At 72.8% G+C, this 18,375-nt stretch carries 21 protein-coding genes and 1 pseudogene; 10 read left to right on the top strand and 12 right to left on the bottom strand.

Going from position 1 to position 18,375, the window contains the following annotated elements:
• Positions 1–82: 82 nt before the first annotated feature.
• The 5 genes and pseudogenes from ACPZVR_RS23395 to ACPZVR_RS23375 all read right to left on the bottom strand — a co-directional run bounded on the left by ACPZVR_RS23395 (position 83) and on the right by ACPZVR_RS23375 (position 4,193).
• Positions 83–1,251: pseudogene (locus ACPZVR_RS23395) on the bottom strand (IS30 family transposase).
• A 134-nt stretch (positions 1,252–1,385) separates the two neighbouring features.
• A complete protein-coding gene (locus ACPZVR_RS23390) occupies positions 1,386–1,706 on the bottom strand; it encodes a hypothetical protein (RefSeq protein ID WP_436702091.1) in 321 nt (106 codons plus the stop codon).
• Positions 1,707–1,942: 236 nt separating this feature from the next.
• The gene (locus ACPZVR_RS23385; protein ID WP_436702090.1) at positions 1,943–2,866 is read right to left on the bottom strand and encodes a carbohydrate kinase family protein; all 924 of its coding nucleotides are present in this window, start codon (positions 2,864–2,866) and stop codon (positions 1,943–1,945) included.
• A complete protein-coding gene (locus ACPZVR_RS23380) occupies positions 2,863–3,522 on the bottom strand; it encodes a class II aldolase/adducin family protein (RefSeq protein ID WP_436702089.1) in 660 nt (219 codons plus the stop codon). The genes ACPZVR_RS23385 and ACPZVR_RS23380 overlap by 4 nt, the downstream gene beginning before the upstream one ends.
• The gene (locus tag ACPZVR_RS23375; protein ID WP_436702088.1) at positions 3,519–4,193 is read right to left on the bottom strand and encodes a TetR/AcrR family transcriptional regulator; all 675 of its coding nucleotides are present in this window, start codon (positions 4,191–4,193) and stop codon (positions 3,519–3,521) included. The genes ACPZVR_RS23380 and ACPZVR_RS23375 overlap by 4 nt, the downstream gene beginning before the upstream one ends.
• Before the next feature lie 62 nt (positions 4,194–4,255).
• On the opposite strand from ACPZVR_RS23375, the gene ACPZVR_RS23370 reads away from it, so the two are divergent.
• The gene (locus ACPZVR_RS23370; protein WP_436702087.1) at positions 4,256–5,773 is read left to right on the top strand and encodes a flavin monoamine oxidase family protein; all 1,518 of its coding nucleotides are present in this window, start codon (positions 4,256–4,258) and stop codon (positions 5,771–5,773) included.
• Positions 5,774–5,851: 78 nt separating this feature from the next.
• Here the strand turns inward: ACPZVR_RS23370 and ACPZVR_RS23365 are convergent, their stop codons facing one another.
• On the bottom strand, positions 5,852–7,093 hold the full coding sequence (locus ACPZVR_RS23365) for an MFS transporter (protein ID WP_436702086.1): 1,242 nt from the start codon (positions 7,091–7,093) through the stop codon (positions 5,852–5,854).
• 71 nt (positions 7,094–7,164) lie between these two features.
• On the opposite strand from ACPZVR_RS23365, the gene ACPZVR_RS23360 reads away from it, so the two are divergent.
• From ACPZVR_RS23360 to ACPZVR_RS23320, 9 genes are all read left to right on the top strand, one after another.
• Positions 7,165–7,671, top strand: a complete 507-nt coding sequence (locus tag ACPZVR_RS23360; protein ID WP_436702085.1) for a MarR family winged helix-turn-helix transcriptional regulator — start codon at positions 7,165–7,167, stop codon at positions 7,669–7,671.
• 179 nt (positions 7,672–7,850) lie between these two features.
• Complete coding sequence (locus ACPZVR_RS23355; protein ID WP_436702084.1) at positions 7,851–9,779, top strand: anthranilate synthase family protein; 1,929 nt, start codon at positions 7,851–7,853, stop codon at positions 9,777–9,779.
• 107 nt (positions 9,780–9,886) lie between these two features.
• Positions 9,887–10,153, top strand: coding sequence for a ribbon-helix-helix domain-containing protein (locus ACPZVR_RS23350; RefSeq protein ID WP_436702083.1), 267 nt, complete (start codon positions 9,887–9,889; stop codon positions 10,151–10,153).
• The gene (locus ACPZVR_RS23345; protein ID WP_436702082.1) at positions 10,150–10,533 is read left to right on the top strand and encodes a hypothetical protein; all 384 of its coding nucleotides are present in this window, start codon (positions 10,150–10,152) and stop codon (positions 10,531–10,533) included. The genes ACPZVR_RS23350 and ACPZVR_RS23345 overlap by 4 nt, the downstream gene beginning before the upstream one ends.
• A 3-nt stretch (positions 10,534–10,536) precedes the next feature.
• On the top strand, positions 10,537–11,106 hold the full coding sequence (locus ACPZVR_RS23340) for a transglutaminase domain-containing protein (protein WP_436702081.1): 570 nt from the start codon (positions 10,537–10,539) through the stop codon (positions 11,104–11,106).
• A gap of 83 nt (positions 11,107–11,189) precedes the next feature.
• The gene (locus tag ACPZVR_RS23335; RefSeq protein WP_436702080.1) at positions 11,190–11,381 is read left to right on the top strand and encodes a type II toxin-antitoxin system VapB family antitoxin; all 192 of its coding nucleotides are present in this window, start codon (positions 11,190–11,192) and stop codon (positions 11,379–11,381) included.
• Positions 11,378–11,749 (top strand): type II toxin-antitoxin system VapC family toxin, encoded by a 372-nt coding sequence (locus ACPZVR_RS23330; protein ID WP_436702079.1) that lies wholly within the window; start codon positions 11,378–11,380, stop codon positions 11,747–11,749. The genes ACPZVR_RS23335 and ACPZVR_RS23330 overlap by 4 nt, the downstream gene beginning before the upstream one ends.
• On the top strand, positions 11,746–12,288 hold the full coding sequence (locus tag ACPZVR_RS23325; protein WP_436702078.1) for an anthranilate synthase component II: 543 nt from the start codon (positions 11,746–11,748) through the stop codon (positions 12,286–12,288). The genes ACPZVR_RS23330 and ACPZVR_RS23325 overlap by 4 nt, the downstream gene beginning before the upstream one ends.
• A gap of 4 nt (positions 12,289–12,292) precedes the next feature.
• The gene (locus ACPZVR_RS23320; protein ID WP_436702077.1) at positions 12,293–13,576 is read left to right on the top strand and encodes an anthranilate synthase component I family protein; all 1,284 of its coding nucleotides are present in this window, start codon (positions 12,293–12,295) and stop codon (positions 13,574–13,576) included.
• Between the two features lie 29 nt (positions 13,577–13,605).
• Here ACPZVR_RS23320 and ACPZVR_RS23315 read toward each other — a convergent pair whose 3' ends face one another.
• The 6 genes from ACPZVR_RS23315 to ACPZVR_RS23290 are packed head-to-tail and all read right to left on the bottom strand — an operon-like array spanning position 13,606 to position 18,234.
• On the bottom strand, positions 13,606–14,211 hold the full coding sequence (locus tag ACPZVR_RS23315; protein WP_436702076.1) for a hypothetical protein: 606 nt from the start codon (positions 14,209–14,211) through the stop codon (positions 13,606–13,608).
• On the bottom strand, positions 14,204–15,643 hold the full coding sequence (locus tag ACPZVR_RS23310; protein ID WP_436702075.1) for a sensor histidine kinase: 1,440 nt from the start codon (positions 15,641–15,643) through the stop codon (positions 14,204–14,206). The genes ACPZVR_RS23315 and ACPZVR_RS23310 overlap by 8 nt, the downstream gene beginning before the upstream one ends.
• Positions 15,644–15,662: 19 nt before the next feature.
• Positions 15,663–16,376, bottom strand: coding sequence for a response regulator transcription factor (locus ACPZVR_RS23305; protein ID WP_436702074.1), 714 nt, complete (start codon positions 16,374–16,376; stop codon positions 15,663–15,665).
• Between the two features lie 7 nt (positions 16,377–16,383).
• On the bottom strand, positions 16,384–16,818 hold the full coding sequence (locus ACPZVR_RS23300; protein ID WP_436702073.1) for an NUDIX hydrolase: 435 nt from the start codon (positions 16,816–16,818) through the stop codon (positions 16,384–16,386).
• A 21-nt stretch (positions 16,819–16,839) separates the two neighbouring features.
• The gene (locus ACPZVR_RS23295; RefSeq protein WP_436702072.1) at positions 16,840–17,793 is read right to left on the bottom strand and encodes a fructosamine kinase family protein; all 954 of its coding nucleotides are present in this window, start codon (positions 17,791–17,793) and stop codon (positions 16,840–16,842) included.
• Between the two features lie 30 nt (positions 17,794–17,823).
• On the bottom strand, positions 17,824–18,234 hold the full coding sequence (locus tag ACPZVR_RS23290; RefSeq protein ID WP_436702071.1) for a phage holin family protein: 411 nt from the start codon (positions 18,232–18,234) through the stop codon (positions 17,824–17,826).
• Positions 18,235–18,375 lie beyond the last annotated feature (141 nt).

The following is an 18,375-nucleotide window of genomic DNA, read 5'->3' as shown; positions in this document are numbered from 1 at the left end:
TACCACTTCGTCTACCGGGGCTCGTGCCTGTCCTCGTGGACCGACACGCAACGACCTATTGGCGGAACCTCTAAGGGCGGATTCAGCCGGTCGTTGCACCACGGCTGATCTGATGGCCGCAGAGTAGCTCTTCGAGTCGCTGGGCGGGTGTTGCCCAGCCGAGGGTCTGACGGGGCCGGCTGTTGAGCTTGCGGGCGACCTCGTCGAGGTCGGCCGGTGTGAACTGGCGCAGGCTGACTCCCTTGGGGAAGTACTGGCGCAGCAGCCCGTTGGTGTTCTCGTTCGTGCCGCGTTGCCAGGGGCTGCTGGGGTCGCAGAAGTAGAGCGGGATGTCGGCCTCGAACGCGATCTGCTTGTGCAGCGCCATCTCCTTGCCCTGGTCCCAGGTCAGCGAGCGGCGCAACTGGTCGGGAAGTGTGCGTAGGACCGGGATCAGGGCCTCGGCGAAGTCCTCGGCGGTACGCCGCTTGGGCAGGTGGATCAGCATCACGAACCTGGTGGATCGCTCCACCAGGGTCCCGATCGCCGAGCCGGCGTTCTTGCCGATGATCAGGTCGCCCTCCCAGTGACCGGGCACTGCCCGGTCCGCCGCCTCGGCGGGGCGTTGGCTGATGTGGATGGTGTCGACCAGCCGGCCCTTGCGCCGCTCGGGCCGGTTCTGCGGCTTGCGCTGCTCACGACGGGTGCGTAGGTGCGCGGCCAGTTCGCGGCGCAACTCGCCACGGCCCTGGATATAGATCGAGCGGTAGATCGTCTCGTGACAGCACCGCATCGTTGGGTCGTCGGGGAACTCCACCCGTAGAGCCTGACTGATCTGCTGTGGTGACCACTGCTCCCCGGTCAGCTTCTCCACGACGAACTCCTGCAGCCGCGGATGCTGAGCCAGCTTGCCCAGCTTCGGACGACGTGCCCGTCCTCGGCTCGGCGCTGGGCCGTCAACGCCCGGTACCTGCCGTCATGGCTGGTGCGGTTGCGCGCCAGCTCCCGGCTGATGGTGCAGTGCGGACGCCCGATCCGTCGCCCGATCTCCCGCACACCGTGGCCCTGGACATGCAACAGAGCAATCTCTTCACGCTCGGCGTGGGAGAGGTAGCGACCCGTCGGCGTGGTTGCTGGTTCCATCACACCACCAGACTTGGCGTAGAGCTTCTGCCCGGCGCCCTTCGACACGCCGGCCAACTCTTCGGCCTGCTTCGCCCAGTTCCCTGCCCGCACCTGCGCCCAGAACGCCTGCCGGTCCGCTCTCAACATCGCCACGCAACCACTCCTCACCACGAGTGGTGCAACGACCCTCTGAGACCGCCAAGGGTTACAGCACGAAAAAGGGGGCCACAGCACCCGGGTAGTAGCCACAGCGCCCGGGTAGTCGCCACGGGCCCGAGTCGTCACCCCAGCTCCGCGACCGCCACCACCCCCCGCTCGTCCACGTCGCGCCACGTCTCCTTCGCCAACGCCAGCGCCGAGCCGTGGTCGGGCACGCGGATCCGAACCCGTCGTCCCGCGTCGGTCTCGACGTCGACGACCCACGCCCCGCCGTACACCATCTGCTGGACGACCTTCTGACCGCGCCCGGACAGGGCGCGCAGGAGGAACGAGCCACCGAGCCTGTCGTTGGCACGGATGAGCTGGTCGACGGCAGGCTCGAGCGCGATGGTCACGCGGATGCCGTCGGGGCCGACGGCATCCTCGAGATACTGGCGGGTCACGGCCGAACCGTAGCGGCGGAACCGTAGCGGCGGCGACGAGCGCGGCGGGACCCGGGCGGCCGATGGCTCCCGCATGGTGCGGCCCCACTGCGGGGCGCTCGATGACGTCGACCTCGCCGCCGTCGAGCCACGCAACGAGATCGGAGTCGAGGGCCGAGCCCGTCGTACCGGACGAAACGGTCGTGACAACGGCCAATCAGCGACCGAATCGTCCGGTACGACGGTCGGTCGGCGGGTCAGCCGGCCGCAGCGAGGGCCTCGACCGCGGCGAGGTCGTAGCTCCCCGCGTCGGTGCCCAGTCCCTGCGCCACTTGGGCCGCGGTCGCGCAGCCGAGCGCCGCGGCGGCGACCGGCGTCCGCCCCAGCGCCAGCCCGCGCAGGTAGCCGGCCGAGAAGGCGTCGCCGCACCCGGTCGTGTCCACGACCGCGACGGGGTACGCCGGCACCTCGGCCGCGCCGTCCCCGGACACGACGAGGGCTCCCTTCGCGCCCTGGGTCACCGCCACGCAGCCCGCTCCGGCGGCGACCAGTGCCTGTGCCCCCTCGGTGAGCGACGCGGCACCGGTGAAGCCGAGGACCTGCTCGTCGTTGGGTAGCAGGTGATCGGTGTGGGGGAGCGCGGCGGCGATCCACGCCAGCAGGTCGGGGTCGCCGGGCGCCAGGACGTCCACCGAGGTGGTGATCCCGGCCGCGCGGGCCCGGGCGAGCAGCTCGGCCGCGGCGTCGCCGCCGAGGAACTCGGGCCCGCCGAGGTGCAGGTGGGTGACGCCGTCGAGGGCGCCGGCCGGCAGGTCGTCGAGCGTGAACGCGCCGTTGGCGCCGATGCAGTGCCAGGCGGGGCGGTCGCCGTTGGGACGCACGGGCAGCACCGAGGCGGACGTCTGGGCGCCGTCCTTGCGCACCAGGCCGCCGACGTCGACGCCCTCGCGCGTGAGCAGGGCGAGCAGGGTGTCGCCGACCGGGTCGGTGCCGACGGCGCCGTAGGACCGCACCGTCGCGCCGAGGCGGCTCAGCACGACCGCGGTGCCGCCGGCCGTCCCGGCCGGGGACATCCGGATCGTCTCGACCAGCTGGCCCTCCGAGCCCGTCGGGATCGACTCGATGCCGAGCACGTGGGTGTCCAGGACGTGTACGCCGACCGCGGCGACGACCATGCTCATGCGCGATGACCTCTCGGGGTGCCGTAGCCGCGCTCGATCGCGGCCCGGACGACGTCGGCCTGCTGCTCCTCGGTGAGCGCGCGCGGCGTACCGAGGGCGGTGGCCCGGTGGTGGAGCTGGCAGAGCCATTCGAGCAGCAGCGCGTTCTCGACCGCGGCGTCGAGCGTGCCGGCGAGGGTCACCGCGCCGTGGTTGGCGAGCAGCGCGGCGCTGCGCCCCGCCAGCGCGGCGCGGACGTGGGCGGCCAGCTCGGGCGTCCCGAAGGTCGCGTACGGCGCCACGCGGATCTCGCCGCCGAGGGCGAGCTGCTGGTAGTGGAGCACGGGCAGTGCGTCGAGCACGCAGGCGAGGGCCGTGGCGAACGGGGCGTGGGTGTGGACCACCGCCGCGGCGGGGGTGTCGGCGTAGACGCCGAGGTGGAGGGACAGCTCGCTGGTGGGCTCCAACGTGCCGGCGGCGACCTCTCCGGACGGCGTCACGACGGTGACGTCGTCGGCCGTGCACGCGGCGAGCGCCACCCCGGTGGCGGTGATCGCGATCCGGTCGCCGGCGCGGGCCGACACGTTGCCGGCGGTGCCGACGAGCAGCCCGGCCGCGGCCAGGCGGCGGGCGGCCGCCGCCACGTCGGCGCGCAGGCCGGCGAGCGTCGCGCTCACCGATCGCTCGTGATGCGCTCGAGGTAGCCCGAGACGAGTGCGATCGCCTGGGCGATGAGGAACTCGTCGCCGCGCGGGTCGTGCTCGAAGGCCAGCTGGAAGGCTCGGTCGCCGACCTCGACGGCGAGCTCGGCGATGGCGCCGATCTGCTCGTCGTCGTACCGGTCGGTGCCGAGCAGCCCGGCGTCGAGCCCGAAGGCGAGCAGGTTGGCGGCGATGCGCCGGTTGTGGTGGCGTCCGTAGTCGTAGATCGCGGGATTGGCGCGCCCCCGCATCCAGATCTGCATGAACGCGGGACGCCGGTGGTAGACCGCGACGAAGGCGCGCATCGCGGTCTCCACCATGGTCGCGATGGTCAGCTCGGCCGGGTGCTCCGGGTCGGCGAGCAGCGCGAGGTCGGTGGCGACGCGGTCGTCCATCTCGGCCATGTCGCGCTCGCAGAGCGCGAGGAGGACGGCCTCCTTGTCGGCGAAGTACTGGTAGAGCGACGCGACCGGAAGCTCGGCGGTCTCGGCGATCGAGCGTGTCGTCAGGCCCTCCACGCCGTTGGTCACGACGAGGCGCGCGGCGGCGTCGAGGATCCGCTCGACCCGTTCCCGGGACCGGGCCTGGGTGGGGAGCCGGCGACGGCTCGGCCCGACGGGGGCGTCCGGGACGCTGGCGGAGGGCATGGCCGCAGTGTAGCCTCCGAATCCGAACCTGACACAGATTCACTTCCTGACCGAGAGGCGCCGTGCACACCATCGAGCTGGGACGCCGGGCGGTCCTCGCCGGAGGGGCCGCCGCGGCCGGCCTCCTCGCCCTCGACGCGCTGGAGGCGGAGGTGGCCGCCGGCACGCTGGCCGGTGCCCTGCCGCCCGCGGTGGACGTCGTGGTCGTCGGCGCCGGCATCGCCGGCCTGGTGGCCGCCGACGAGGTCGCCCGCGCCGGCCGGTCCGTGCTCGTCGTCGAGGCGCGCGACCGGGTCGGTGGCCGGGTGCTCAACCACGAGCTCCCCACCGGCGGCACGCTCGAGGCCGGCGGCGCCTTCGTCGGACCGACCCAGGACCGCATCGCGGCACTCGCGAGCCGGCTCGGGGTCGCCACGTTCGAGCAGTACGCCACCGGCAAGAACGTCTACCTCTCCTCCCTCCTCGGCCGGATGGAGTTCAAGGGCACGGTCCCGCCGGACCCGACGATCCTGCTCGACGCCGCCCTCGCGCTCAAGCGCCTCAACGACATGGCCCGGGAGCTGCGGGTCGACGCCCCGTGGGCGCATCCGCGCGCCGCGCAGTGGGACGCCCTCAGCCTCAGCGACTGGCTGCGCCGCAACACCCTCAACCGGCGGGGCATCGAGAAGCTCATCCAGTCCTGGACCCATCCCGGCTTCGGCGCCGACCCCGATCAGGTGTCCCTGCTGTTCGTGCTGCACTACATCTCCTGCTCGGGCAACGAGTCCACGCCCGGCACCTTCGAGCGCAACTCCGACACGGTCGGCGGCGCCCAGGAGAGCCGGTTCGTCGGCGGCTCCCAGCGGGTGCCCCTGGAGCTCGCGAGGCTGCTCGGCACCCGGATCGCGCTCGACGCCCCGGTGACCGGGATCGTGGACGTGCCCGACGGCGTCCGGGTCGACACCGGTCGTGGGCCGGTCCGGGCCCGCCGCGTGATCGTCGCCGCGCCGCCCAAGCAGGTCCTCGACATCGGCTTCGCGCCCGCCCTCCCGCCCGGCCGCCGAGCGCTGCTCGAACAGGTCCGGATGGGTCGGCTGATGAAGTGCGACGCGGTCTACGAGCGGCCGTTCTGGCGCGACCGGGGCCTCACCGGCTTCGGCATCGCCGACGCGGGAGCGGTCCGCGTCGCCTTCGACAACCACGTCGCCGACACCGGGCACGGCATCCTGCTCGCCTTCGTCGGCGGCGCCGCGTGGCAGCAGTTCGGCACGCGCTCGCTCGCGGAGCGCCGCGCCGCGGTCCTCGACGGCTTCGCGCGGATGTTCGGCGACGAGGCACGCCACCCCATCGACTACACCGAGCACGACTGGACCCGCGAGCAGTGGACCGGAGGCGGGCCCACCGCGATCTATCCGCCGGGCGTGCTGACCGTCCACGGCCGGCACATCCGGACGCCGCATGGGCGGGTGCACTGGGCGGGCACCGAGACCGCGACGTACTGGACCGGCTACATGGACGGTGCCGTCCGCTCCGGCGAGCGCGCCGCCGGCGAGGTGCTGGCGCAGTTGGAGGCGGCGGCCCCGGGCAGCGCGCGCGGGTGACTCCGACCTGATCGTCGACCCGGCCGTGCCGGAGTGTGCCGAGGGATCCGCGGGCCCGCGGCGCGGAGGTCGTCGCCGTCACCGCGGAGGCGTGGGCACCTCGGCGGCCGCCGGCTCCGGCGTACGCCGGGTCAGGTGTCGCGCGGACGGAGCGGCGAGCGCGGCCAGCGAGCTGAGCCCGATCACGGCGGCGACGACGAGGAGCCAGGTGTCGGTGCCCACCAGCGCGGCGACCGGTCCGGTGAGCGCGAGCCCGATCGGGCGGCAGGCGAACGAGCCCACTAGGTCGAAGGAGTAGACCCGCGCGAGCATGTCCTCGGCGATGTTCTCCTGGATCGCGAGGTCCCAGTTGACGCTGAACAGCTGCAGCCCGACCCCGTGCACGAACGCGCCGACGAGGACCAGGCGGAGGTCGTCGGCCACCGCCATCGCGAGCGGGAACGCCGCGGTCAGCGACAGCAGCACCAGGCCCCAGCGCAGTAGGTGCCGGGGTCGCCAGCGCAGCGCGACCAGGCCGCCGGCGACGAAGCCGACCATGAGCGCCGAGAGCGCCCAGCCCCACGCCTCCTCGCCCCACGCGTCCCCGACCACGATCGGCCCGAGGACGCCCTGTGCGCCGTTGTAGAACAGGTGGTAGAGCAGCGCCTGCCCGATCAGCAGCCACAGCCAGCTGTGGCGGAAGACCTCCCGTGCGCCGTCGGCGAGCTCGGCCAGCAGGCGCTCGCGCGGGCCGTCCGACGAGCCGATCGCCCGGATCATCGAGAAGAGCACCGCCGCGACGGCGTACGTCGCCGCGTCGGCCGCGATCGCCCACCCGGGTCCGGCGACGGCGACGATCACGCCGGCCAGGGCGAAGCCGACCGCGAAGGCGGTCTCGCTGGCCAGGCTGCGCAGCACGACCGCCCGCCCGAGCTGCTGCTCGGTGACGGTCGAGCGGGTCATCGCGTTCGACGCCGGCTGGGCGATGGCGCCGAGGCAGCCGTTGACCACGCCGATGACGGTCAGGAACCAGATCGAGCCGTGACCGGTGACGAGCACCACCGCGACCGCGCCCTGGCTGACGGCGGTCGCGGCGGACGAGCCCTGCATGAGGAGCGGCCGGGGCAGCCGGTCGCCGAGCACGCCGCCGTACAGGATCGTGACGACCTCGGCCGCCGCGAACGCCGCGACGACCAGGCCGAGCTGCGTCGCCGAGCCGCCCAGGTCGAGGACGGCGAAGGCGAGCGCCACCGGCGTCATCGCCGAGCCCAGTCCGCTCACGGCGACGCCGCCGACGAGCAGCCGGAAGTCGCGGGAGCGCAGGGGTGAGGGAGCGGGCATCCGCGCAGAGTACTTCGCTGGCGAACTATTCGGCAAACGAAATATCGCGAGAGGTGCAGTACCGTTCGCCCATGGCCGAGGACTGGACGGACCGCCACGTCGCGCGGTGGAAGGACCACTGGCTCGACCTGGCGTTCGACGAGGTCGTCGAGGGCGTGTTCGTCCGGATCAACCGGATCGACCGCTACCTGCGCGACGCCAAGCAGCGGGCCGTGGCCACCGTCGGCCTCACCGACTTCGAGTACAACACCCTGCACCTGTTGATGATCCGCGACACCCCCGGCTCGGCCTCGCCGACGGAGTTGGCCACCGAGCTCGGCCTGTCCGGCGCGGGCATGACCGGTCGTCTCGACGGGCTCGAGAAGGCCGGCTGGATCCGCCGGATCCCGTCGGTCGACGACCGGCGCCGGGTGATCGTCGAGGTGACCCGGTCCGGCATGGACGTCTGGCGCCGCGCCATGGACATCCGCGGCGCCGCCGAGGACGACCTCGCGGGCGCGCTCACCGAGCGCGAGCTGGCCACCCTCAACCGCCTCCTCAAGAAGGTGGCCGTGCGCTCGGAGGAGCGAGAGCTCTGATCGCCGCGCCGGCCGCCTTCTCGCGCCCGCCTGGGCAGCTGTAACTACCTGTTCTTGTCCCCACCACACCCGTAGACCGGTACGGCAGTGGCACGGACAGGTAGTTACAGCCGCCTCTCTCCGCCACCGGATTTGGATGGCCCCCCGACCGGCCCGACCCACCCGCATAGGCTTCGGTCATGCCCGATCAGCTCAGTGCCAGCCTCACCGCCCGGGAAGCCATCACGGCCGTCCAGGGGCACGAGGCCTGGGCGATCATCCGGCGCTCCACCCGCGCGGGCGACCGCGACACGGTGGGCGTGCTCGGCGGCGCGCGCAGCGTGGTCGAGTCGATCATGGACATCCCGCTCGAGACCGGCGTACCGGAGCCGGGGCACATCTGCGACCGGCTGGTCGCCGTACCGTTCCGCCAGGTCGGCGAGCGCGGCTTCGAGGCGCACGACGACGGCACCCCGCTCGTGGTCGTCGACGTCACCGAGGAGCACGAGTTCTCGGTCGCCGACGTGGTCGACGCGATCGACCCGGTGCCGGTCGAGTTCACCGACCGCGGCGGCTTCGAGACCGGCGACGACGAGTACGCCAAGATCGTCGCGTCGATCATCGACCAGGAGATCGGGCAGGGCGAGGGGGCGAACCTCGTCATCGGGCGCAACTACCGCGCGGTCGTCGCCGACTTCGACGCCGCGGTCGCGTTGACGGTGTTCCGGCGGCTGCTGGAGCGCGAGCGGGGCGCGTACTGGACCTTCGTCTTCTTCACCGGCGACCGCTTCCTCATCGGCGCCTCGCCCGAGCGCCACGTGTCCGTGCACGGCGGCGACGTGCGGATGAACCCGATCTCCGGCACCTTCCACCTGCGTCCGCCCGCCGGCGAGACCCGCGGCACCGAGGAGCGGCTGCGCGCCTTTCTCAAGGACGAGAAGGAGATCTACGAGCTCTTCATGGTGGTCGACGAGGAGCTCAAGATGATGTGCGACATCTGCACGGAGGGCGGCCAGGTGCTCGGGCCGTTCCTCAAGCCGATGACGCACCTCATCCACACCGAGTACCTCCTCGCCGGCCGCACCACGCGCGACGTCCGCGAGGTGCTCAGGGACACGATGTACGCCGCCACGGTGACCGGGTCGCCGGTCGAGAACGCGTGCCGGCTGATCAAGCGGTACGAGCCCGAGGGGCGCGGCTACTACGCCTCCGCGCTCGCCATCTTCGGCCGTGACGACGCCGGCGAGCCGGTGCTCGACAGTCCGATCGTGCTGCGCACGGCCGACGTCTCGCTCTCCGGCGAGCTGAAGGTGACGGCGGGCGCGACGCTGGTGCGTGACTCCGACCCGGCGTACGAGGTCGCCGAGACCCACGCCAAGGCCGGGGGCATCCTCTCCGCCTTCGGCCTGGTGCCGCCCGCGCCGGTGCCCACGACCGACATCGCCACCCTCGTCGCCGACGAGGAGGTGCTGATCGCCCTCAACGCCCGCAACAACCGGCTCTCCGGCTTCTGGCTCGCCGACCAGGCCGGTACGCCGAGCGACCCGCGCCTCGCGGGGAGGTCCGCGGTCATCCTCGACGGCGAGGACGACTTCGTGAACATGCTGCGGCACATGCTCGCCCGCATGGGCATGAGCTCGTCGGTGGTGCGTCACGAGGACTACGCCGACGGCGTACTCGACGGCTTCGACCTGGTCATCGTCGGCCCCGGCCCCGGCGACCCGCGCGACGACGCCGACCCCAAGATGGGCCGGCTCCGCGCCGCCGTGACCTGGCTGCTCGCCCATGAGAAGCCGTTCGTCGCCGTGTGCCTGGGGCACCAGGCGCTGTGCCACCAGCTCGGCATCCCGCTCGCCTACAAGGACATCGTCTTCCAGGGCACCCAGGCCTCCGTGCTGCTCGACGGGCGCCCCCAGAGGGTCGGCTTCTACAACACCTTCGTGGGCCGGGTCGCCGACGCCACCGAGCTCCCCGAGGGCGTCAGCGTCGACGCCGATCCCGACACCGGCGACGTCCACGCGCTGCGCGGCCCCCACTACCGGGGCGTGCAGTTCCACGCCGAGTCGATCCTCACCGAGCGCGGCTTCGACATCGTCCACGGGCTGGTGTGCGACGTGCTGCTGGACTGATGTCCACAGGCTGCCCTCACGCGGTGGCGCCGGCTGCTCGGGTGGGGCAGCCTGAAGTCATGACCAAGGCGCTTCTCGGGACCGCTACGCGGCGGTATGATTCCGGTATGACCGCCAAGATCACCGTCAGCCTGCCCGACCATCTGGTCGAGCACGCCCGAGCGGCGGTCGAGGAGGGCAGAGCGGCCTCGGTCTCGGCGTACGTCGCTCAGGCTCTGCAGCAGAAGGCAGACCGCGAGCCGATCGGCGACTTCTTCGAGATGTTCGACGAGAAGTGGGGGCCGCCCACCGAGGAAGACACTGCCTGGGCGCGCGAGCAGCTCGACCGCGCCGACCGGGAGATGGCTGAGAAGAAGGCCAAGGGCCTCCTGTGACGGCGGCGGGCCTCACTCTCGATGCCGGCGCCTTGATCGCGTTAGAGCGCGGCAACCGACGAGTGCGTCGGCTGATCGAGTTCGCGTTGCGGGACGGCTCGTCGGTCCACGTTGTGCCGGGGGTACTGGCTCAAGTCTGGCGCGGCGGCCCACGTCAGGCCGAGCTCGCCCGGCTGCTGAGCAACGCGGGCGTCACGCTCAAGAATCTCGAGCCCGACCTGGCCAAGCTCCTGGGCCTCGTCATCGGTGCGACCGGGCACGCCGACGTCACCGACGTCCACGTGGCAGTCGACGCCCGTCGCCACGACCACGTGGTGGTCACCTCCGACCCCGACGACATCCGTGCGGTCGACCCGGCCCTGACCATCATCGAGGTCTGAGGCATGGTCGAGCTGATCGCCCGGCCACCCGGCGAGTACCTCGACGCTGACGACATCGTCGAGTCGTCCACGCCCGAGGTCGTCGCGCTGGCGGCGCGGCTGGGCGCGGGCGCCGTCGACGACGAGACCTTCGCCCGCACCGCCTTCGCCTGGGTGCGCGACGAGATCGCGCACGCCGGTGACGCCGGCGACCCGCGGTTCGCCGTCACGGCGACGGAGGTCCTCGCCGACGGTGTCGGGTGGTGCTACGCCAAGGCGCACCTGCTGGCGGCGCTGCTGCGCGCGGGCGGCGTCCCGATCGGGCTCTGCTACCAGCGTCTGGTCGACGACGACACCCCCGGCGGGTTCGTCCTGCACGGCCTGGTCGCCGTCCACGTCGACGGCGGCTGGCACCGGCAGGACCCGCGCGGCAACAGGCCCGGGGTCGCGGCCGAGTTCACCCTCGGCGAGGAGCGGCTCGCCTGGCCGGTCGATCCGGCGCTGGGGGAGATCGACCACCCGGAGGTGTACGTCGCTCCCGCCCCCGGCGTGGTCGCCGCGCTGCGGCGCGGGGAGGTGGCGACCGCGCTGTGAGTGCTTCCTCGCCGGGCTCGCGGGGAACCGCGTAGCATCGAATCCAACATCAATTGATGCGGAGGCAGATGATGAGAACCACCGTGACGGTCGACGACGACCTGATGGAGAGAGCCGCCGAACTGACCGGGATCGAGGAGCGCTCGTCCCTCGTGCGCGCCGGACTGGAGACGCTGGTGCGGGTCGAGGCCGGACGCCGGCTCGCGGCTCTCGGGGGGTCAGACCCGGATGCCGCGGCGGCGCCTCGCCGCCGTTCTGCCCGTCGAGCGTCGTGATCCTGGTCGACACCTCGGTCTGGATCGACCACCTCCATCGCGCCGAGCCGCAATTGGTGCGAGGCCTGGCGGTCGACGAGGTGGCCTGTCACACCGCGGTGATCGAGGAGCTGGCACTCGGGAGCCTCCGCGACCGGGCAGCCGTGCTGGATCTCCTCGGCGAGCTGCGGCAGCTTCCCGCGCTGCGCACGACCGAGCTGTTGGCGCTCGTCGATGCACGACAGCTCTGGGGCAGAGGACTCAGCGCGGCCGATGCACAGCTGTTGGGCAGCTGTCTGCTCGTGCCCGGCTCGCGCCTGTGGACCCGTGACAAGCGGCTGCGTGGTGCGGCGCTCGACGCCGACGTGGCTGTCGTGGACTGGCGGTGATCCCCGACGTCGTGGTCATCGACCACCGCGACTCCTACACCTGGAACCTGGTCCACCTCGTCGCCGGCGTCACCGGCGTGCTGCCGACCGTGGTCCAGTGGGACGACCCCGTCGACCTGTCCGGGTTCTCCCACGTCGTGCTGTCGCCGGGACCGGGCCATCCGGGCGAGTACGCCTGGGACCTCGAGGCGGACCGCCCGGTGCTCGGCGTGTGCCTCGGCATGCAGGGGATGGTCGTCGCCCACGGGGGCGAGGTCGGCCGGGTCGAGCCCGCGCACGGGGTGGTGGAGGAGGTGACCCACGACGGCCGGGGCGTCTTCGCCGGCGTACCCTCGCCGCTCGCGGCCGTGCGCTACCACTCGCTCGCCGCGACCCGGCTGCCCGACGAGCTCGAGGCCACGGCCTGGGCGGCCGACGGCACGATCATGGGAGTGCGGCACCGGACCCGGCCGATCGAGGGCGTGCAGTTCCACCCCGAGTCGGTGCTCTCGGCGTACGGCGCGAGGCTGGTCGCGAACTTCCTCGCCGTGGGACGCTGACCGGATGGTCACCCAGGGCGATCCCGCGGAGGCGTTCGCGCGGATCCAGGCCCGCCATCCGCGCTGCGTGTGGCTCGACGGCGGCGGCGCCCGCGACTGGTCGCGGCGCCGCTCGATCCTCGGCTGGCTCGACGACGACGACGTGTCGCTCACGTACGACGCCGGACGGCGGGAGGTGACCCGGCACGCCGGCGGGCGCTCGGTCGTGGTCGGCGACGACCCGTTCGCCGTCCTCGAGGCCGAGCTGGCCGACGGGAGGCCGAGCGACCAGTGGTTCGGCTACTTCGGGTACGCCGCGCGGCCCGACCTGCCCGCCGCCCCGGACCCCGACCTGCCCGACGCCGTGTGGCTGCGGCCCTCGTCCATCCGGGAGTACGACCACCCACTCGTCGAGCGTCCCCTGCACCTGTCCGGCGCCGCACCGCCCGACAAGCGCGGGAATCACCGGTCGACCGGCGATTCCGACGGCCTCCCCTCCGACTACGCCGCCGCATTCACCCGGGTCCAGGAGCACCTGCGCGCGGGCGACTCCTACGAGGTCAACCTGACCCACCGGGTCCGCGCCAGCAGCCCCCTCACCCCCGCGGCGGCGTACCTCCGGCTCCGCGCACTCAACCCGGCGCCGTACGCCGGCTTCCTCCAGCACGACGTCGACGGAGCCCGGGCCTGGCTGCTGAGCTCCTCGCCGGAGCGCTACGCGCTGGTCGACGAGCACCGGATGCTCGAGACCAAGCCGATCAAGGGCACGACCGCGCGCGGCGGCACGCCCGCCGAGGACGCGGAGGCCCGCGAGCGGCTGGCGAGCGACCCGAAGTACCGCTCCGAGAACCTGATGATCGTCGACCTGCTCCGCAACGACCTGGCGACCGTCTGCGAGGTCGGCACGGTGGAGGTGCCCGCGCTGATGGAGGTGGAGTCGTACGCGTCGGTGCACCAGCTGGTCTCCACGGTCCGCGGCCGGCTCCGCGACGAGGTCACGACGGTCGGCGCCCTCCGGTCGCTGTTCCCCGCGGGCTCGATGACCGGCGCGCCGAAGCTGCGCACGATGCAGATCATCGACGACGTCGAGGCGACCCCCCGCGGGGCGTACGCCGGCGCCTTCGGCTGGGTGTCGGGCGACGGCCGCGCCGACCTCGGGGTGGTGATCCGCACCCTGCTGACCACCGGCGGCTGTGAGGAGTACGTCCTCGGGACCGGCGGCGGCATCACCGTCGCGAGCGACGTCGCCGAGGAGTGGGCGGAGACGGAGTGGAAGGCGGCCCGGCTGCTGCAGGCGATCAATCCCTGAGTCACCGCAACCGGCAGGCTCAGCTCGGGTCAGGAGCCGGCACCGGTCTCCACCGCGCGTCGGGACAGCAGCTCGAGCGTGGCTCTGACACCGCGCACCACCCGCTTCTCGTCGTACGGCGCGGGGTCGACGACGTCGACCTGGTGGATCAGGTCGCCGTTCTGCACGAAGCCGGTGACGTAGAGCTGGTCCTCGGCGGCGTTGACCACGACCCGCACGTCGTCGGCCCCCTCGATCGCGGGCCTGCGGACGTCGGCGTCGGGCTGCTGGCCCATCGTCTCCCAGGCATCGTCCAGCGTGCCGGGGAAGAGCAGGTAGTTGGACGTCACGACGGCCTCGCCGCTGCCCTCGGCCGGCGTGAACCTGCACTCGGGCTTGGTGGGGGTGCCGCTGTGCTCGGTGGTCTCGGCGCCGAACTGCGCCTTCACGAACGCCGGGTCGAGCACGTCGCAGGGGTTCCACAGGGCAGGGGTCTCGCTCGGCAGCTCGGGCTTCGCGCCGACCTCCTCCTCCCCGCCGCAGGCGGCCAGCAGCAGGGCCAGGGGGACCAGCAGCACCGACGGGGCCAGCGCCAGCCTGGCCCGCGGGCGCGGCCGGCGCCTCACGGGTGCGGAGCGGGCGGTCCGGTCAGGCATGGGGGCTCTCCCGTCCGGGCAGGCGCAGCACGAGGCGCGCGCCGCCGCTGGCGTTGGCCGTCGCCTGCACCGACCCGGAGTGGCGCTGCGCCACCTGGCGCACGATCGCCAGGCCGAGACCCGACCCGGGCATCGTGCGGGCGTCGGGCGAGCGCCAGAACCGGTCGAAGATCTGGGCGCGATCGGCTTCCGCGATCCCGGGTCCCTGGTCGTCGACGGTCAGCACTCCGTCACTGAGTCGGACGGTCACCTGGCCTCCTTCGGGGCTCCATTTGGCAGCGTTGTCCAGCAGGTTCGTCACCGCGCGCTCCAGCTCGGCGTCCTCGCCGATCACCCACCACGGCCGGGTGAACACCTCGAACACGAGGCCGGGGGCCCGGCGTCGTACCCGCTGGACCGCGTGGTCGATGACGTCGGCGAGGTCGACCGGCTCGACCTGCACCGGGATGGGCTCGTCGCGGGCCAGCTCGGTGAGGTCGCCGATGAGGGTCGTGAGCTCCTCGATCTGGGCGCGGACGTCGTCGAGCAGCTCGTCACGGGCGTCGGGAGGCAGGCCGCCGAAGCCGTCGGGACTGCGGGCGGTCATGGTCAGCAGGTCGATATTGGTGCGTAGGGCGGTCAGCGGCGTGCGCAGCTCGTGGCTCGCGTCCGCAACCAGCTGACGCTGCCGGATCCGGCTCGCGTCCAGCGCCACGAGCAGGTGGTTGAAGGCCGTCGCCAGCCGCGCCACCTCGTCGTCGCCCTCGACCGGCAGCGGGGTGAAGTCCTCGGTGCGCGCGATCTCCTCGACCGACCCGCTCAGCCGGCGGACCGGGCGCAGTCCGTTGCTCGCGACCGCCCAGCCGGCCAACCCGGCGGCGAGGACGCCGAACACGCCGAACGCCACGGTCACCCAGCCGAGTCGCCGCAGGGTCCGGTCCTGGTCCTCCAGCGGCTGGGCGATGACCAGCGCGACCCCGCTCTGCTGCGTGGGTACGGCGACCACGCGGTAGCGCTCGCCCGCGAGCACGATGGTCCGCAGGCTCTGCTCCTGCTTGCCCTGCGCCACCTCGAGCTCGGGCCGCCCGAGCTCCAGCGTGGGTCCCCGATCGAGGATCCGCAGCGTGGCGTTGTTGTAGTCGAGGATCGCGATCCGCACGTCGCCGGCGCCCAGCGCCCATGACGGGATGCCCTGGTAGCCGGCCTGCAGCAGGCTGTCGGATGCGGCGGCCTTGCCCGCGCGGTCGAGCAGGCCGTTGTCGAGCGTGTCCTGCAGCTGCACCCGCGCGGTGATGTAGGCGCCGACCGCGACCAGCGCCACCGACATGCCGACGGCGATCGTGGTCAGCCAGATCACCCGGCTGGCCAGCGAGCGGCGGTAGTGCCAGCGCCCGTCGGGGCCCTGACCGACGCCGAGCCCCTGGCCGACCCCCAGGCCCCAGGGCACGCTCACGGCGCGCTCACCCATCCATCTAGGACTCGGTGGCGCGCAGGACGTACCCGATGCCGCGAACGGTGTGGATCAGCCGCGGCTCGCCCTCGGCCTCGGTCTTGCGGCGCAGGTAGCCGACGTACACCTCCAGCGAGTTGGCGGTCGTGGGGAAGTCGTAGCCCCAGACCTCCTCGAGGATGAAGCTGCGGTCGAGCACGCGGCGCGGCCGGCGCAGGAACATCTCCAGCAGGGTGAACTCGGTGCGGGTCAGTTCGATCGCGCGGCTGCCGCGGCGCACCTCGCGGGTGGCGACGTTCATGGTGAGGTCGGCGAACGAGAGCACCTCCTCCTCGGCGCCGTCGTCGATCGGCGCCACCCGCCGCAGCAGCGCCCGGAGCCGGGCGAGCAGCTCCTCCAGTGCGAACGGCTTGGTGAGGTAGTCGTCCGCCCCGGCGTCCAGACCCTCCACCCGGTCGCCCACCGCGTCGCGCGCGGTCAACACCAGGATGGGGACGTCGTTGCCGGCCGCCCGCAGCGCCCGGGTCGCCTCCAGGCCGTCGAGCTTGGGCATCATCACGTCCATCACGACCACGTCGGGCGCGACCGCGCCGATCCCGGCGAGGGCCTCCGCGCCGTCACCGGCCAGGTGGACGTCGTAGCCGTTGAAGGCGAGGGAGCGGCGCAGCGACTCCCGCACCGCGCGGTCGTCGTCGACGACGAGGATGCGGTGCGGGGTGGTGGCGCGGGCGGACACGCCCCCATCATGGCCGATCGGCCTGAGCGATGGCTGAGAGGTGGTCGAGGGCCGGCAGCACGTGCTCGGCCAGGAGCGGCGCGAGGTCGGCGGGCAGCGGCCGGGCGCCCGCCGGCAGCCAGCGCAGCTCGGCGATCTCCGCCGCGGGGACCACCGACACCCGCGCCGGATGCTCGAACACCGTGGCCGCGACCTCGAAGCCGGCCTCGTTGGCCGCCGCGGCGCGGAAGGAGCCCACCAGCCGCAGCTCGGCGGGATCGAGCACCGCGCCCAGCTCCTCGTGGCACTCGCGGACGGCGGTCTGCAGCGGTGTCTCGCCCGGCTCCGGCTTGCCGCCGGGGAGCATGAACCGGTCGGTGCCGCGCTTGCGGACCGTGAGCACCGCGCCCGTCCGGTCGCGGATCACGACGGCGCTGACGGTGATGACCTGCGGCTCCGGCACGGCGTCAGGCTACGCGGCGGGCTACAGGTAGCGCTGCGCGACCCGGGCCGCGCGGGCGCCGTACTGGCCGCCGAACAGGCAGGCGTGGACCAGCAGCGGGAACAGCTGGTGGAAGCCCAGCCGCTCCTCCCAGCCGTCGGCCAGCGGCGTCGCCTCGTGGTAGGCCGCCATCACCTGCGGCAGCTGGGGCAGGCCGAACAGCGCCAGCATGGCGAGATCCACCTCCCGGTGCCCGCCGTACGCCGCCGGGTCGATGACGACCACACGGTCGCCGGTTGCCCACAGCACGTTGCCGTTCCACAGGTCGCCGTGCAGCCGGGCGGGCGGCTCGATCGGGACGATCGAGGGGCCGCGCGCCGCCGCCGTCTCGATCGTGGCGGCGTCCTCGGCGCTGACGATGTCCTTGTCGCGCAGCACCTTCAGGTACGGCGCGATCCGGCGCTCGGCGTAGAACTCCGTCCAGGTCGGCAGCGGCCGGTTGGGCAGGGGCAGGCGCCCGATGTACCCGTCCACACGGGGGGCTCCGCCTGCCGTGGACCCCGCGCTCCTCTCGTCGATGCCGTGAGCCCCGCCCGCCGCGGGCGCCGAGGACGACTCGGCGTCCCATCCGAAGCAGGGTGCGCCGTACGCGTGCGTCGCGGCCAGGGCCCGGCCGAAGGCCCCGGCGGCCTCGGCGTTGGGCCGGCCGGTCTCGACCCAGTCGAGGATGAGGCAGTCGGTGTCGACGGCGAGCACCTCGGCTGCGGCCACGCCACCGTCGGGCGTGGCCTCGGCCAGCCAGCGCAGGCCGGTCGCCTCCCGGGCGAAGAACTGCGGCGGCGCCGGGCTGAGCGTCTTCAGGAACGCCGTGCGTCCGCTGGAGAGGCGCAGCTTGACCGCGGTCGCGATGTCACCGCCCGCGACGGGGGCCGTGGCGACCACGGCGGAGCCGAGCAGCTGCTCGGCCCGTCCTGCGACGACCGGCTGCCGCGCCATCGGTGTCCCCCCTCGTGCCCGGAGTGCGGGTCAGGCCTGGCCCTTGAGGGCGCGCGGGATCTCCCGCCCCTGCACGATGGCACGTTCGGGGGCCTTGACCTTCTTGAAGCTGCGGATGGCGAGGAACACCAGCAACGCGGCGAGGGCGACGTAGAAGCCGAACACGATGAGGAAGGCCCAGTGCAGGTCGAGGCCCGAGCCGTTCCAGTGGATGAGGTAGGCGATCGCGACCGAGAGCATGATCACGGCCAGCACCAGCAGGAACAGGGCGGCCGCGATCAGGCCGGCCCCGACGCCACCCGCGGTGACGCTGACCTTCAGCTCGGACTTCGCGAGCTGGATCTCCTTGCGCATGATCGTGGAGAGGTCGGTCTGGGCGTCCTTGATGAGACGCCCGATGGTCGGCTCTTCCCCAGAGCGGGTCCGCGGTTCGGTGGCCATGCGGCCGACCTTACCGTCGATCCGCGTGGGGACGCCCACGAAGTCGCCCTCCGCGGAACCGCGACGTCCCACCTCGATAGGATGGGTCCAGGTGAGCCGGGAAGTCTGGTCGGCATGTGAGCGCACCGTGCCCGCCCGACG

This window comes from Nocardioides segetis (assembly GCF_051390595.1).
Taxonomy (GTDB): Bacteria; Actinomycetota; Actinomycetes; order Propionibacteriales; family Nocardioidaceae; genus Nocardioides.
This window is presented reverse-complemented; position numbering and strand designations above follow the sequence as displayed.